The 13,612-nt window shown below is 74.4% G+C and carries 20 protein-coding genes and 1 tRNA gene; 13 read left to right on the top strand and 8 right to left on the bottom strand.

Features of this window, described 5'->3' with window-relative positions:
• The first annotated feature begins 54 nt into the window (after window positions 1–54).
• On the top strand, window positions 55–537 hold the full coding sequence (locus E4P43_RS05210) for a DUF4262 domain-containing protein (RefSeq protein WP_135144353.1): 483 nt from the start codon (window positions 55–57) through the stop codon (window positions 535–537).
• Window positions 538–557: 20 nt separating this feature from the next.
• Here E4P43_RS05210 and bcp read toward each other — a convergent pair whose 3' ends face one another.
• Both bcp and E4P43_RS05200 read right to left on the bottom strand, forming a co-directional pair.
• On the bottom strand, window positions 558–1,046 hold the full coding sequence (bcp, locus tag E4P43_RS05205; protein WP_135144352.1) for a thioredoxin-dependent thiol peroxidase: 489 nt from the start codon (window positions 1,044–1,046) through the stop codon (window positions 558–560).
• 51 nt (window positions 1,047–1,097) lie between these two features.
• Window positions 1,098–1,502: a YjbQ family protein gene (locus tag E4P43_RS05200; RefSeq protein ID WP_135144351.1), complete on the bottom strand. Its 405-nt coding sequence runs from the start codon at window positions 1,500–1,502 to the stop codon at window positions 1,098–1,100.
• Between the two features lie 62 nt (window positions 1,503–1,564).
• Here E4P43_RS05200 and rph point away from each other — a divergent pair, with 62 nt between their 5' ends.
• Together rph and rdgB are read left to right on the top strand one after the other, a co-directional pair.
• Window positions 1,565–2,305 carry a ribonuclease PH gene (rph, locus tag E4P43_RS05195; protein WP_135144350.1) on the top strand — a complete coding sequence of 247 codons (741 nt, stop codon included), beginning with the start codon at window positions 1,565–1,567 and terminating at the stop codon, window positions 2,303–2,305.
• The gene (gene rdgB / locus E4P43_RS05190; protein ID WP_135144349.1) at window positions 2,302–2,913 is read left to right on the top strand and encodes an RdgB/HAM1 family non-canonical purine NTP pyrophosphatase; all 612 of its coding nucleotides are present in this window, start codon (window positions 2,302–2,304) and stop codon (window positions 2,911–2,913) included. Before rph ends, rdgB begins: the two co-directional genes overlap by 4 nt.
• Window positions 2,914–2,925: 12 nt before the next feature.
• Here the strand turns inward: rdgB and E4P43_RS05185 are convergent, their stop codons facing one another.
• A complete protein-coding gene (locus E4P43_RS05185) occupies window positions 2,926–3,147 on the bottom strand; it encodes a hypothetical protein (protein ID WP_135144348.1) in 222 nt (73 codons plus the stop codon).
• A 127-nt stretch (window positions 3,148–3,274) separates the two neighbouring features.
• On the opposite strand from E4P43_RS05185, the gene E4P43_RS05180 reads away from it, so the two are divergent.
• Genes E4P43_RS05180 through E4P43_RS20770 form a run of 3 tightly spaced genes read left to right on the top strand, consistent with a single transcriptional unit; the run spans window position 3,275 to window position 5,176 of the window.
• Complete coding sequence (locus E4P43_RS05180; protein ID WP_135144347.1) at window positions 3,275–3,649, top strand: hypothetical protein; 375 nt, start codon at window positions 3,275–3,277, stop codon at window positions 3,647–3,649.
• Between the two features lie 52 nt (window positions 3,650–3,701).
• On the top strand, window positions 3,702–4,217 hold the full coding sequence (locus tag E4P43_RS05175) for a DinB family protein (RefSeq protein WP_135144346.1): 516 nt from the start codon (window positions 3,702–3,704) through the stop codon (window positions 4,215–4,217).
• 26 nt (window positions 4,218–4,243) lie between these two features.
• Entirely contained in the window at window positions 4,244–5,176 is a 933-nt protein-coding gene (locus E4P43_RS20770) for a hypothetical protein (protein WP_280790930.1), read from the top strand.
• Here E4P43_RS20770 and E4P43_RS05165 read toward each other — a convergent pair.
• Window positions 5,173–5,568: a GNAT family N-acetyltransferase gene (locus E4P43_RS05165; RefSeq protein ID WP_135144345.1), complete on the bottom strand. Its 396-nt coding sequence runs from the start codon at window positions 5,566–5,568 to the stop codon at window positions 5,173–5,175. The genes E4P43_RS20770 and E4P43_RS05165 overlap by 4 nt on opposite strands.
• Before the next feature lie 131 nt (window positions 5,569–5,699).
• Here E4P43_RS05165 and E4P43_RS05160 point away from each other — a divergent pair, with 131 nt between their 5' ends.
• The gene (locus E4P43_RS05160) at window positions 5,700–6,245 is read left to right on the top strand and encodes a hypothetical protein (RefSeq protein ID WP_135144344.1); all 546 of its coding nucleotides are present in this window, start codon (window positions 5,700–5,702) and stop codon (window positions 6,243–6,245) included.
• A gap of 13 nt (window positions 6,246–6,258) precedes the next feature.
• Here the strand turns inward: E4P43_RS05160 and E4P43_RS05155 are convergent.
• A tRNA-Leu gene (locus tag E4P43_RS05155) sits at window positions 6,259–6,339 on the bottom strand.
• Window positions 6,340–6,427: 88 nt separating this feature from the next.
• Here E4P43_RS05155 and E4P43_RS05150 point away from each other — a divergent pair.
• The gene (locus E4P43_RS05150) at window positions 6,428–6,658 is read left to right on the top strand and encodes a DUF3618 domain-containing protein (RefSeq protein WP_113800257.1); all 231 of its coding nucleotides are present in this window, start codon (window positions 6,428–6,430) and stop codon (window positions 6,656–6,658) included.
• Between the two features lie 72 nt (window positions 6,659–6,730).
• Here E4P43_RS05150 and E4P43_RS05145 read toward each other — a convergent pair whose 3' ends face one another.
• Window positions 6,731–7,270 carry a TetR/AcrR family transcriptional regulator gene (locus tag E4P43_RS05145; RefSeq protein ID WP_245158937.1) on the bottom strand — a complete coding sequence of 180 codons (540 nt, stop codon included), beginning with the start codon at window positions 7,268–7,270 and terminating at the stop codon, window positions 6,731–6,733.
• Window positions 7,271–7,470: 200 nt separating this feature from the next.
• Here E4P43_RS05145 and E4P43_RS05140 point away from each other — a divergent pair, with 200 nt between their 5' ends.
• Together E4P43_RS05140 and E4P43_RS05135 are read left to right on the top strand one after the other, a co-directional pair.
• Entirely contained in the window at window positions 7,471–8,583 is a 1,113-nt protein-coding gene (locus E4P43_RS05140) for an EAL domain-containing protein (protein WP_135144342.1), read from the top strand.
• Window positions 8,580–9,146 (top strand): hypothetical protein, encoded by a 567-nt coding sequence (locus tag E4P43_RS05135; protein WP_135144341.1) that lies wholly within the window; start codon window positions 8,580–8,582, stop codon window positions 9,144–9,146. The genes E4P43_RS05140 and E4P43_RS05135 overlap by 4 nt, the downstream gene beginning before the upstream one ends.
• 21 nt (window positions 9,147–9,167) lie before the next feature.
• Here E4P43_RS05135 and E4P43_RS05130 read toward each other — a convergent pair whose 3' ends face one another.
• On the bottom strand, window positions 9,168–9,749 hold the full coding sequence (locus E4P43_RS05130; RefSeq protein ID WP_135144340.1) for a histidine phosphatase family protein: 582 nt from the start codon (window positions 9,747–9,749) through the stop codon (window positions 9,168–9,170).
• A gap of 58 nt (window positions 9,750–9,807) precedes the next feature.
• Here E4P43_RS05130 and E4P43_RS05125 point away from each other — a divergent pair, with 58 nt between their 5' ends.
• On the top strand, window positions 9,808–10,662 hold the full coding sequence (locus E4P43_RS05125) for an aldo/keto reductase (protein ID WP_135144339.1): 855 nt from the start codon (window positions 9,808–9,810) through the stop codon (window positions 10,660–10,662).
• A gap of 87 nt (window positions 10,663–10,749) precedes the next feature.
• On the opposite strand, the gene E4P43_RS05120 is transcribed toward E4P43_RS05125, so the two are convergent.
• The gene (locus E4P43_RS05120) at window positions 10,750–11,622 is read right to left on the bottom strand and encodes a DUF559 domain-containing protein (protein ID WP_167759071.1); all 873 of its coding nucleotides are present in this window, start codon (window positions 11,620–11,622) and stop codon (window positions 10,750–10,752) included.
• Between the two features lie 176 nt (window positions 11,623–11,798).
• Between E4P43_RS05120 and E4P43_RS05115 the strand changes: the two genes are divergently transcribed.
• Both E4P43_RS05115 and E4P43_RS05110 read left to right on the top strand, forming a co-directional pair.
• Window positions 11,799–12,953, top strand: coding sequence for an acyl-CoA dehydrogenase family protein (locus E4P43_RS05115; RefSeq protein WP_135144337.1), 1,155 nt, complete (start codon window positions 11,799–11,801; stop codon window positions 12,951–12,953).
• The gene (locus tag E4P43_RS05110; RefSeq protein WP_135144336.1) at window positions 12,946–13,611 is read left to right on the top strand and encodes a PaaI family thioesterase; all 666 of its coding nucleotides are present in this window, start codon (window positions 12,946–12,948) and stop codon (window positions 13,609–13,611) included. Before E4P43_RS05115 ends, E4P43_RS05110 begins: the two co-directional genes overlap by 8 nt.
• Window position 13,612 lies beyond the last annotated feature (1 nt).

Below are 13,612 nucleotides of genomic sequence, written 5' to 3'. Positions count from 1 at the left end.
CACAGGCGGCCGGAGAGCGGGGGATCTGTCGGTGCCGGCGCCGAAGCTGTCGGCATGACGCACGACCCGCAGACCATCGCCTGGCTCGACCAGGAGGACAGCCGGCTGGCGCAGGCCGTCCGGGCCCACCGCGTGGCCGTGCAGTACGTCATGCGCGGTACGGGCCCGGGCGAGCCGCCGTTCGGCTACACGGTCGGGCTGTTCGGCGTGGGCCATCCCGAACTGGTCGTGGTCGGGGTCGACCAGGAGCGGGCCTGCGCCCTGCTGGACGCGGTGGCGGAGCTGGTGCTCGGCGGGCGGGACCTGGTGCCCGGCGAGCTGGTCGACCTCGACGAGCTCAGCAGGCTGGCCGTCGAGACCCTGCCCAACCCCGGCGAGGTGCTGTTCAGCGCCAACCGCTTCTACCAGCGGCCCGACGAGTTCTCCGTCCCGGCGTACCAGCTCACCTGGGCCCACGCCGACGGCTCGTTCCCCTGGGAGCCCGGCTACCCCTGCCCTCCGGACTGCCAGCCGCGGCCGGGGACGTGGCGGGCCTAGGAGACGGGGTCGGGCCTTCGTCAGTCGAGGCCGAGGTCGCGGCGGAGCTTGGCCACGTGCCCGGTGGCCTTCACGTTGTAGGACGCCTTCTCGATGCGGCCCTCGGCGTCGATCACGAAGGTCGAGCGGATGACCCCGACGACCTCCTTGCCGTACAGCTTCTTGGTGCCGTAGGCCCCGTAGGCCGCCAGCACCTCCTTCTCCGGGTCGGAGACCAGCGTGATGGAGAGCTGCTCCTTGTCGCGGAACCGGAGCAGCTTCTCGACCGGGTCGGGGGAGATCCCGACGATGTCCAGGCCTGCCTCGGCCAGGTCGCCCGCGGAGGCCGTGAAGTCCACCGCCTGGGTGGTGCAGCCGGGGGTGAGCGCCGCCGGGTAGCAGTACACGATCACCCGGCGCCCGCGGTAGTCGCTGAGCGACACCGGGTTGCCCCCGGCGTCGGGCAGCGTGAACTCCGGCGCGGGGTCGCCGGCGGTGAGGCGGACGGGCGCAGCGTCGGTCGCGGTCATGGGAGGAATCCTGCCGTGTCCCTTCCCCCCGCCCGCAAGGGGGCGGGCCGATCAGCCGGGCAGGAAGGAGAACCGCACGTGCCGGGTGTGGTTGTCCACGTTGGTGTCGACCAGGCAGATGCGCTGCCAGGTGCCGAGCTGCATCCGTCCCTCCAGCACCGGGACCGAGGCGTGCGGGGGCACGAACGCAGGCAGCACGTGGTCGCGGCCGTGCCCCGAGCTGCCGTGCCGGTGCCGCCAGCGGTCGTCGCGGGGGAGCAGCTGGTCGAGCTGGGCCAGCAGGTCGTCGTCGCTGCCCGCCCCTGTCTCCAGGATCGCCAGCCCGGCCGTCGCGTGCGGCACGAACACGTGCAGCAGCCCGTCGCCCTCGGTGCGCACGAAGTCCGCGCACTCCTCGGTCAGGTCGACGACGACGGGGACGGCACCGGTGCGGACGGCTCGCAGCTCCGATCTCATGGGCCGATCCTCTCCACCGGGCCGCGTCCGCGTCGACCCGGCGCGCACTACTGTCGGCACCCGTGACGCAGCCTCGAACCACCGCCCGCTCCGACGGCCGCTCGGCCGACCAGCTCCGCCCGGTGACCATCACCCGCAACTGGCTGGACCACGCGGAGGGGTCGGTGCTCGTCGAGTTCGGTCGCACCCGCGTGCTGTGCGCGGCCAGCGTCACCGAGGGGGTGCCGCGCTGGCGCAAGGGCTCGGGCCTGGGCTGGGTGACCGCCGAGTACTCGATGCTGCCGCGGGCGACCCACACCCGCAGCGACCGCGAGTCGGTGCGCGGCAAGATCGGCGGCCGCACCCACGAGATCAGCCGGCTCATCGGCCGGTCGCTGCGCGCGTCGATCGACCTCGGCGCGCTGGGCGAGAACAGCATCGCCATCGACTGCGACGTCCTACAGGCCGACGGCGGCACCCGCACCGCCGCCATCACCGGCGCCTACGTGGCGCTGGCCGACGCCGTCTCCTGGCTGGGCGAGCGCAAGAAGCTGGCCAAGCCGAACCCGATGGTGCAGTCGGTCTCGGCGGTGAGCGTCGGCGTCATCGACGGCGAGCCGCGGCTGGACCTGCACTACGAGGAGGACGTGCGCGCCGGCACCGACATGAACGTCGTCTGCACCGGCGACGGCGGCTTCGTGGAGGTGCAGGGGACCGCCGAGGGCGCCGTCTTCGACCGGCCGACGCTGGACGCGCTGCTCGACCTCGCCGTCGCCGGGTGCGCCGAGCTGTCCCGGCTGCAGGCCGAGGCGCTCGCCCGGTGAGCACCCGCCTGCTGCTGGCCACGCGCAACGCGGGCAAGCTCGCCGAGCTGCAGCGGCTGCTGGAGAGCGCGGTGCCCGGCGTAGAGGTCGTCGGTCTCCGCGACGTCCCCGAGTACCCCGAGGCGCCGGAGACCGGCGCGACGTTCGCCGACAACGCGCTGCTCAAGGCGCGGGAGGCGGTGCGGTGCACCGGGCTGCCGGCGGTGGCCGACGACTCGGGCATCGCGGTGGACGCGCTGAACGGGATGCCGGGGGTGCTGTCGGCACGCTGGTCGGGCCGGCACGGTGACGACGACGCCAACACCGCGCTGCTGCTGGGCCAGCTGGCCGACGTCCCGGACGAGCGCCGGGGCGCGGCGTTCGTGTGCGCGGCGGCGCTGGTGACCCCCGACGGCACCGAGCGGGTGCTGGAGCGGGAGTGGCGCGGGCACGTGGTCCGGGAGAAGCGGGGGAGCAACGGCTTCGGCTACGACCCCGTGTTCGTGCCCGAGGGGCTGGGGCTCACCTCCGCGGAGCTGGCACCGGCCGAGAAGGACGCGCGCAGCCACCGGGGGCAGGCGTTCGCCGCGCTGGTGCCGGTGCTGGCGGAGGTGCTGGGCGCCCGCTGAGCGGGCGGGGCATCAGCGGAAGCTGAAGCCCAGCCAGGCCAGCGAGTCCTCCTCCTCCGGCTCGGCGTGCCGGCCGGGGCGGACGATCTCCTCCTGGGTCGCGACCTCGACGCCGCCGAACTCCGGGGCGCGGTGCCGGCCACGGGCCGGGGCGGCAGCGGGGGAGTGGACGACGGCGGCGCGCACCAGGGCAGCCGGGAGCCAGGTGGCGGTCGGGGAGGCGCTGGAGGTCATGCACCTCTGATCGGCCCGCCGCCGGGGGAACCCGAGCGGCCGCGCCCGGCACCCACCCGGCTGGGTGAAGCGCAGCGTGACCGAGCTGTGGCACAGCGCACCCCTGCCTGGTCAGTAGCCTGCCGCCATGGAGTTCGTGCGCCTTCTCCTCGTCGTCGTCCACATCCTCGGCCTCTCGCTGATCATCGGGCCGTTCCTCTTCCAGGTGAGCCGGAAGGCGAACTTCGAGCCGCGGCTGATGCAGGTCGGCGCGCTCGTGCAGCTGGTCTCGGGCCTGGCGCTGGTCGGCGTCCGCGAGGCCGGCGACCTCCCGGTCGACCACGCCAAGATCGGCGTGAAGCTCGTGGTCACCGTGCTCGCCGTCGTCACCGTCTTCCTCGCGGCCCGCAAGCAGCGCGCGGCGGCCGCCGGCCAGGCCGACCCGAAGTCGCCGCTGCCGTTCTTCCACGCCACGGGCGCGCTGGCGATCCTCAACGTGCTCATCGCGGTCCTCTGGACCTGACCGCGGGAAAACCCACCGACCACCACGCCGCCGGGCGCTAGCGTCCGGCGGCGTGACCATTCCTGCCCGAGTACGGCCGCCCGGTGACGGCGACGAACGCGCCCAGCTGCTGGGCTGGCTGAACCTGCAGCGCGCCGTCGTCCACCAGAAGTGCGAGGGCCTGGACGACGCGGCGGCGCACCGTCCGCTGGTGCCGACCTCCCCGCTGATGACCGTCGCCGGGCTGGTCTCGCACCTGCGCTGGGTGGAGCACTGCTGGTTCCAGGTGCTCTTCCTGGACCGCGACATGGCGGCCAACCCGCAGTTCGGGGACGTCGCGGACGCCGACTTCCGCGTGGACGGTGTGCCCCTCGCCCGGCTGCTGGAGGAGTACGCGCGCGAGTGCGCCGCGTCGGAGGCGGTGGTCGCCGCCGCCTCCCTGGACGACCGCGGGCGCAACCGGGAGCACCGCGCCGACACGCTGACCCTGCGCTGGATCCTCGGCCACATGGTCGAGGAGGTGGCGCGCCACGTCGGGCACCTGGACCTCCTCCGGGAGATGGCCGACGGCGAGAAGGGCTACTACTGACGGCGTGAGGAGCCGCGCGGGCGGGCATGCCTGCCCGCGTGCGGGTGTACGTGGACGCTGCTCGGCAGCTGCGGTTCGACGACGGGACGCCGGTGACGGCCGCCTCCGGGGTGGCCCCGCTCGGGAACGGGTGGCTGGTCGCCCAGGACGACTCGGTGATCGCGGCCTGGCGCCGCGACGACGGCGTCGTGCCGGTCCGGGTCCTGCCGTCCGTGGAGGGGCACGACACGTTCGACCCGGCCGCGGGGACCAAGCACCTCAAGCCCGACCTCGAGGTGGCCTGCCCGGCCGAGGTGGACGGCGAGCCGGCGGTCCTCCTGCTCGGCTCCGGCTCCTCGCCGCGGAGGATGCGCGGGGTGCTGGTGCGGCTGGTCGACGGGCGGCCCGAGGTGCGGGCCGCGGAGCTCGGCCCGCTCTACCACCACGTGGCCGAGCGGCTCGGCCTGCCGATGGACCACCTCAACCTCGAGGGCGCGAGCCGCTCCGGCGGCACGGTCCGCTGGTTCAACCGGGGCAACCTGATGGCCGGCTTCCGCTCCGCCAGCGTCGACGTCCCGCTGGAGGGGCTGGTCGCCGCCGTCCTGGGGCGCGGCGAGGCCGCAGCCGTCCCGGTGGGGCGGCCGCTGGAGTACGAGCTCGGCGAGGTCGAGGGCGTCGGGCTCGCCGTCACCGACGCCATCGCCCTGCCCGACGGGCGGGTGCTGCTCAGCGCCGCCGCCGAGGACACCCCCAACGCCGTCGACGACGGGCCGGTGGTGGCCACCGCGGTCGCGCTGCTGGACGGGGAGTCGGTGCAGGCGGTCGCGCCCATCCCGGAGGTCGACGGCCACGTGCACAAGGTGGAGGGCCTGGCGCTGCGCCGGGTCGAGGGCGCCACCGTGCACCTGCTGGCGGTGGTGGACGACGACGACCCCACGACGCCCTCGGCGGAGCTGGACCTGCGCGTCGAGCTGGCCTAGACCGCCTTGGAGCAGAGCACGTCGGGATGCGGGAGGTAACCGAGGCGCTGCCAGAAGGTGAGGGCTGCGGCGTTCTCCGGCAGGACCAGCAGGTTGATGCGCGGCGCGCCCCGGTCGGCCAGCCGGCGCTCGACCTCGGCGACCAGTGCCGTGGCGAGGCCGGACCGGCGGTGGGAGGGGTCGACGGCGAGCCGGTGAATCCACCCGCGGCGGCCATCGAAGGTGCCGAGGACGACGCCGACGACTCCGGTGGACTCCTCAGCGACGACCATGAGATCCGGGCCGTGCGCCAGCGTGGCGCGCAGCTCCGCCTCCCGCAGCACGCCCTGCCCGGTCGTCTCCCAGAGGGTGGCGACCGCGGGGAGATCGGGCCAGTCGAACGCGCGGATCACGGCGCAACGCTAGGCGGCCCCGGCGGCGGTCCACCCGAACAGGTGCTCTTCCCCGGCGGGGCTCGGGCACGACCCCGGACCCGGGTGACCGGGCGCTACGGTCACCGCCACCGACGTGAGGGAGCTGGCGGGTGAGCGGTCCGGCACAGCACTTCCAGCCGTGGGGGCCGCCGCCCCCCGGCTCCGGGCCCGGCCCGCACCCGCAGCAGTGGGCCCCGCCGCCGTGGGCCCCGCCCCCGTGGGCCCCGCCGCCGCCGTGGGGCCCGCCCCCCGGGCCGCGCCGCTCGCGCTGGGCCACCGTGGGGGCGCCCCTCCTACTGGTCCTGGTCGTGCTCGGCAGCCTCGGCTTCTTCGCCGACCGGGGCTTCGTCCAGGCCATCGCGCCGGCCCAGGAGGCGGCGGACACCTACGCCACCGCCCTGGTCGAGCAGCGGTGGGACGACGCGCACGGCATGTTGTGCGAGGGCAGCGCCGACGAGTACACCGCCGAGGACCTGGCCACCACGTTCGGGCAGCCGCCGCTCGTCGCGTACAGCATCGACGGGGTGAACGTCGTCTGGTCCAACGGCCGGACGACCGGCGATGCCGCGATCACCTTCGTGACCAGGAGCGGCGTCAGGGAACGGACCTCCGTCGCCCTCGTCGAGGAGGACGGGCGCTGGCGCGTCTGCTTCTGAGCGCCGGCCGACGTGCGGGAGAGGGGAGTCGAACCCCTACGCCCGAAGGCACCAGATCCTAAGTCTGGCGTGGCTGCCGTTACACCACTCCCGCGTGGCCGCCGAGTCTAGGAGCACCCCGGCCGAGTGCTGCCGAGGACGGTCGGCGCGCTGACCAGCGCGGCGTCTGGCAGGCTGTCGCCGTGCCTCGCGACCCACGACAGATTCAGCTGGAGATCGACTCGGCCCGCGAGTCGCTGGCCGCCACGCTGGACCAGATCGTCTACCGGACCAGCCCGACCCGCCTCAAGGCCCAGGGCAAGGACGCCGTCCAGCGGTTCCTGCAGACCCCGGCCGGTCAGGCCACGGTCGGCGCCGTCGGCCTGCTGGTGACGTTCGTCGTCGTCCAGAAGATCCGGCACCGCAAGCGCTGACCGCGCACCCCTGACACGGCGAAGGCCGGTCCACCCCGTGGGGTGGACCGGCCTTCGCCGTTCGCGAGCAGGTCAGGCGGTGGCCCGGACCAGCGGCAGGATGACCGTGTCGAGGACCTGGTCGGCGTAGGCCTCGTCGACCGTGCGGCCGGTCAGCAGCCAGCGCTGCACCAGCAGGGCGCTGATGCTCTCCGCGGCCACCGAGGAGCGGAACGCGGCGGAGACCTCGCCCCGGGCCTCGGCGTTGTCGAAGACGGCCTCGAACGACTGCTGCCAGACCGCCAGCGGGCCGTTGTGGAAGGCCTCGGCCAGGGCCGGCTGGCGCGGCACGGTGGACAGCAGCGACAGGGTCGCCGCACCGGTCGGGCCGTTCACGACCCCCACGAGGCTGTGCAGCAGCTCGCGCAGGTCACCCTCGAGCGAGCCGGTGTCGGGGCTCTGGGCCTCGGCGCGGTTGAGGTCGGAGATCGTGTCGACGACGAGGTCCTGCTTGGTCCGCCAGCGGCGGTAGATGGTGGCCTTGCCGACGCCGGCCTCCGCGGCCACGGCGTCCATCGTCAGCGCGCCGTAGCCCACGTCGGCGAGCAGCTGGAGGATCGCGGCGCGGATCACGCCGTCCCGGCTGGGGTCGCGCGGTCGGCCGCCGCGACTGGGTCGGGCTTCTTCGGCTGTGGGGAGAGCGGCCATGGCCAAACCTTAGACATTCAAGTTGTGGACATGTTGCAGATCCCCCGCGAGTACCCCCTTAAGTGGATCCGATACGGGCCGCGCGCCTAGGACCAAGACCTCGACCGGTGAGTCAGGCTTTCCCCGTGGGAACGAACTGCGGCGGGGTGTGCGGCTGCCGGCAGCACTGGGAGGTGCCCGGGCGTGCCTCCCGGGCCCTGCTGGCCACGTCGATCGGGCACGTGCTCCCGCACGTCTCGCGCACGGCCAAGGCCCTGGGCCTCACCGTGCACTCCTCGCCCCAGCTGCTCGACATCGTCGACGAGCGCGGTGGCCGGGCCCTGGAGGCGCTCTTCAAGCGCCTCGCCCGGGAGCTGACCGGGGCCGAGACCGAGGCGGTGCGCGTGGCCACCGACCCGCCGGACGACGGCGCCGCCCGGACCGCCCGGCTGCTGACCGCCCCGACCCTCGCGGTCGAGCTCGCCCGCCGCGGGGTCACCGTCGAGGTCGGCGTGCTGGCCGAGGCCGAGTTCTGGTCGGTGTACCAGCCCATCGTCTCGCTGGCCGACCGCTCCGTCGTCGCCCACGAGGCGCTGCTGCGCGGGCTGGTCGACGGGCGCGAGGTCGGCGGCGGGGACCTGTTCTTCGTCGCCGAGTCCGCCGGCTGGCTGCACCGCCTCGACCGCATCGGGCGGGAGTCGGCCATCGCCGGCGCCATGCCCTGGCTCGGCGGCGACGACCTGTTCGTCAACTTCAACCCGACGTCGATCTTCCGGCCCCAGGTCTGCCTCGCCAGCACCGAGCGGGTCGCCCACGACGTCGGCATCGCGCCGGACCAGCTGGTCTTCGAGGTCGTGGAGTCGCACGTCATCGCCGACCGCGGCCACCTGGTCTCGGTCCTGGAGCACTACCGCTCGCTGGGCTGGCGGGTCGCCCTGGACGACGTCGGCGCAGGCTGGTCGAGCCTGTCGCTGCTGGCCGCCATCCGCCCCGACGTCGTCAAGCTGGACAAGGGACTGGTGCAGGAGCTGCCCGACGACGGCGCCCGCACGGTGCTCAAGGCGGTCACCGACCTCGCCCACCAGCTCGGTGCGGTCGTCGTCGCCGAGGGCATCGAGACCGAGCAGCTGGCCGACGAGGTCACCGCGCTCGGCGCGGACATGGGGCAGGGCTGGCTGTTCGGCCGCCCGGTGCGCCCGGACCCGCCGGCCGAGGAGCCCGAGGGCCGCTGGCAGCCGGTGGAGCGGGCCCGGCGGTGACGCGCGTGCAGGAGCGGCCGGGGCCCCTGCTGCGCCGGTGGCTGGCGCTCTGGCGCGTGCACGAGGTCGACCTCGCCTCACCGCTGCCGGCGGCGGTCGCCGAGGAGCGGCTGCGCGCCGTCCTCACCCGGCGGTCCTGGTGGCGTCGGCCCCAGGTCCCGCGGGACCGCCGCATCGTCGAGGGCCAGGTCCGGGACGGCGAGGTCCGCGTCGTCGCCACGATGCCGACGTTCGGCAACTCCTTCACCCACGAGCTCCGCGGCCGGCTGACCGACACCGCCGAGGGGTCCCGGCTCACCGGCACCCTGGGCTGGCGGAGGCTCGTCCGGGTGCTCACCGCGGTGTCCCTCGTCGTGTGGCCGGCGGTGGTCGTGGCCGGTGCCGTCCTCGCCGTGCGCGAGCTGCTGCTGGGCGCGGGAGCGACCGGCTACGCCGTGCCGCTCCTGGTCGGTGGGGTGGCGGGGACGCACGTCGTCCTGATGACCTGGTTCCTCGGGTCCGCCGGCGCCGCCGACGGCGAGTTCCTCATGTCCTCGGTCCGCGAGGCGCTCGCGGTCCGCTGACGGCCCTCGGCCGCCCCGGCGTCAGCCCAGCGCCCAGCCGGTGAGCACCTGCCGGCCGTGCTCGTGGCCCAGCACGCCGTACCGGCCGGCGGGCAGCGCGAGGAGCGCGCCCGCCTCCGGCTGCAGCCCCAGCCAGCGCGCGGCCACGACCCGCAGCACGTGCCCGTGGGCCACCAGCGCCACGTCGCCGTCGGCCAGCCGGTCCCGGACGAGGTCCAGCACCCGGTCCACGCGGGCGCCCACGTCGGCCAGCGACTCACCGGGCTCGTCGGCGTCGGCGGTGCCGTCCTCCCAGATCGACCACTCGCGGCCCAGCTCCTCGCTGATCTCCGCGGTCGTGCGCCCTTCGTAGCCGCCGTAGTCGAGCTCGACCAGGTCCGGGTCGAGGTCGGTGGTGGTGAGCCCCGCCAGCTCCGCCGTCCGCCGGGCCCGCTGCAGCGGGCTGACCCGGACCTCGACGAACCGGCGCTCGGCCATCGCCGCCCGCAGCGCGCGGGCCTGCTCCTCGCCCTCGGGCAGCAGCGGCAGGTCGGTGGTCCCCGTGTGCTGCCCCGTCCGGCTCCACTCGGTCTGCCCGTGCCTCAGCACGATGATCTCGCCCACCCGCACATCGAACACGCTGCGGGGAACACACGCGCGCCGTCCCGTGCTGGCCACTGGCATGACCACCGCACAGATCAGCGACACGTTCAGCATCGGTGGGGACCTCCCCGTCCACCGGCTCGGCTACGGCGCCATGCAGCTGCCCGGGCCCGGTGTCTGGGGCGAGCCGGCCGACCGCCCCGCCGCCGTCCGCGTGGTGAAGGCCGCGATCGAGCAGGGCGTCGACTTCATCGACACCGCCGACTCCTACGGCCCCGAGGTCAGCGAGCAGATCATCGCCGAGGCCCTCCACCCGTACCCCGAGAACCTGGTCATCGCGACCAAGGCCGGGCTGACCCGCCAGGGCCCCGGCATCTGGACGCCGGTCGGCCGCCCCGCCTACCTCAAGCAGCAGGTCGAGCTCTCCCTGCGGCACCTGAAGGTCGACCGCATCGACCTGATCCAGCTGCACCGGATCGACGCCGAGGTCCCGCTGGCCGACCAGCTGGGCGCCTTCGCCGAGCTCAAGGAGGAGGGCAAGGTCCGCCACATCGGCGTCTCCGAGGTCTCCGTCGAGGAGCTGAAGGCCGCCCGCGAGATCACCGAGATCGTCAGCGTGCAGAACCTCTACAACCTGACGACGCGGCAGAGCCAGGACGTCCTGGACTACGCGACCGCCGAGAACATCGCCTTCATCCCGTGGTTCCCGATCGCCACCGGTGACCTGGCGGCGCCCGACAGCCCGGTCGCCGACATCGCGCGCGAGCTGGACGCCACGCCGTCGCAGGTGGCGCTCGCCTGGCTGCTGCAGAAGTCGCCGGTCATCCTGCCGATCCCGGGCACCAAGTCGGTCGACCACCTGACCGAGAACCTGGGGGCGGCCCAGCTGACCCTCTCCGACGAGGACATGGCACGCCTGGACGCCCTCGCCTGAGCCCTCCGCACGCACGAACCCCACGAACTCGTGGCCATCGAGAGCTGATGGCCACGAGTTCGTGCGTCTCGGCGGCCGCTTCCGCTCTCAGCCCAGGCCGAGCGACGCGCGGATGGCCGCCAGCACCTGGGCCGGTCGCCCTAGCAGGTCGGCGGAGGTGAACCGGAGGACGGTCCAGCCCGCCAGGACCAGCCCGTTCTGCCGCCTCAGGTCCTCGACGAAGACCCGGCGGTCGCGGTGCACGTCGCCGTCGAACTCGACGACCACCCGGTGCGCAGGCCAGGCCAGGTCGACCCGCCCGAGGAACCGCCCGGCGTCCCGCACGACGTGCTGCAGGACCGGCGGCGGGAGACCGGCCTCGTGGACGGCCCACCGGAGGACCGACTCCATCGGCGAGCCGGCCAGCCGATCCCCGCACGGCGCGACCCGGCGGGCCGCGGCCACGCCCCTGCGCCCGGCCGACCGCGCGGTGACCGCGTCGAGCTCGTCCCGCGGGAAACCGCGGGCGAGCATCTGGTCGGTGACCGCCAGCAGCGCGCCGGGCGGGACGACGGCGGCCAGGTCGATCCAGGTCCGGCTGGGCGAGGTCACCACGACCCCGTGCCGACGACGGGTCTCCGGCGCGGGCACGTCGGAGAAGTGGAGACGACGGTCGCGGCGGTGTCGGCGCCGGGCGGACGGCGGCACGGTCAGGTGCACCGGCTGGTCCGGCGCCACCAGCGGCACCTCGAGCCCCCACAGCCGCGCAGCGGTCAGGTGGCTGACGACCGCGTCGTCCGGGGCGCCGATGAGGACGGCGCGGACCTGCTCGAGCCCGGTCGACGCCCGGGGCAGGTAGGTGTCGCGCGAGGAGCGACGGACCTCCGCGTGCCGCAGGTGCCAGTCGGTGATCCCCGCGGCCCGGGCGCCGCGCCGGTCGAGGGGCCCGTGCACCCGTGGCGGGACAGGGGGTGTCGGCATGGCGGGAGCGTGCCGAAACCGCGAGGCGCTCGCTCCCGCCGTCCACAGGCTGCCCGAGCCATGCGAACTCGTGGCCATCGCCGGCCGATGGCCACGAGTTCGCATGGCTCGGCGCTCGAGGCGCGTCCCGGCACCCCGCCGCACGGCCGGGCTGAGGCACGCGTCACCATGGCGGCGTGGACGCCGAGGACTTCCGCCAGATCAAGGACGCCGTTCGCCAGCTGGTCCGCGAGTCGGTCATCCCCCTCGAGGAGCAGATCGAGGACGAGGACCGCATCCCCGACCAGCTGCGCGCGCAGATCGCCGAGATGGGCCTGTTCGGGTACGCGCTGCCCGAGGAGTACGGCGGCCTGGGCGTCACGATGAGCGAGGACGTCGAGCTCGCCTTCGAGTTCGGCTACACGACGCCGGCCTTCCGCTCGCTGTTCGGCACCAACAACGGGATCTCCGGCCAGGTGATCGCCCGTTTCGGCGACGAGGCGCAGAAGAAGAAGTACCTGCCGGGGCTGTCGGCCGGTGAGCTGATCGGCTCCTTCGCCCTCACCGAGGCCGAGGCCGGCTCGGACCCCTCGGCGCTGCGCACGACCGCGCGCCGCGACGGCGACTCGTGGGTCATCAACGGCAGCAAGCGCTACATCACCAACGCCCCGCTGGCCGACCTCTTCGTCGTCTTCGCCCGGACCAACCCGGAGGAGAAGGGCGGCCGCGGCATCTCCAGCTTCGTCGTCGAGACCTCCACGCCGGGCGTGACCGTCGGCCCGAAGGACAAGAAGATGGGCCAGGCCGGCGCGTGGACCGCCGAGGTCTACTTCGACGACGTGCGGGTCCCCGCGGAGGCGCTCATCGGCGAGGAGGGCCGCGGCTACTCCAAGGCCCTCACCGTGCTCTCCCGCGGCCGGCTGCACATCGCCGCGCTCTGCGTCGGGATGGCGCAGCGCGTCCTGGACGAGTCGGTGGCCTACGCGGCCACGGCCAAGCAGGGCGGGGCGCCGATCGGCCGCTTCCAGCTGGTGCAGGCGATGCTCGCCGACATGCACGCCGAGCTGCTCGCCGGCCGCAGCATGGTGCGCGACGTCGCCGCCCGCTACGACTCCGGCGAGGACACCTCCGTCGGCCCGTCCTCGGCCAAGCTCTTCTGCACCGAGATGGTGGGCCTGGCGGTCGACAAGGCGGTGCAGGTGCACGGCGGCATGGGCTACCTGCGGACGACGCCGGTCGAGCGCTTCTACCGCGACGCCCGCCTGTACCGGCTCTACGAGGGCACCAGCGAGGTGCAGCGGGTCATCATCGGCGGCGCGCTGCTGCGCGAGGCCGGTATGCCCCGTGGCTGACGAGCGGGCGGTCCGCCGCGACGCCGTCGCCGAGCTGGGGGAGGCGCTGCGCGAGCTGGTCGACGCCGCCGTCCGCACCGAGGTGCCGCTGGAGCGGCTGGCCGAGGCCGCCCGGGCGGCCCGCGAGCTGACGGCGCTGCTGTCCACCGACCTCCGCGAGGTGCACGAGATCGCCTCGGTGGACGACCCGGAGAGCGGCCAGCGCTGGTACAGCCCCGTGTACGGCCCGGGCAGCCCGGTCGCGCCGCCGATGGTGGTCGAGGACTTCCCGGACGAGGGGCGCTGCGTCGGGCACGTGACCGTCGGCAAGAAGCTCGAGGGCCCGCCCGGGCTAGCCCACGGCGGCGTCGTCGCCACGTTGCTCGACCACGTGCTGGCGCGCTCCGCCCGCGGAGCCGGGCACGGCGGGCTGACCGCGAGCCTCACCGTGACCTACCGCCGGCCGGTGCACCTGGGCGTGCCGCTCGTGGTCACCGGCCAGCTGGTCTCGGTCGAGGGACGGCGGGCCACCGCGACCGCCCGGCTCGTCGCCGCGGACGACCCGGACACCACGCTGGCCGAGGGGGAGGCGCTGCTGGTCGCGCTCCGGGCCGAGCGCGCCAGCGAGGTCTTCGCGCGCACCGGACGGGCCGTCGGCGCCTGGACGTCGAAGAGCTGAC

The sequence above is a fragment of the Blastococcus sp. TF02A-35 genome (assembly GCF_004571075.1).
In the GTDB taxonomy this organism is placed as follows: domain Bacteria; phylum Actinomycetota; class Actinomycetes; order Mycobacteriales; family Geodermatophilaceae; genus Blastococcus.
The sequence above is the reverse complement of the archived record's forward strand: the minus strand, read 5'-3'. Positions and strand labels throughout refer to the sequence as shown.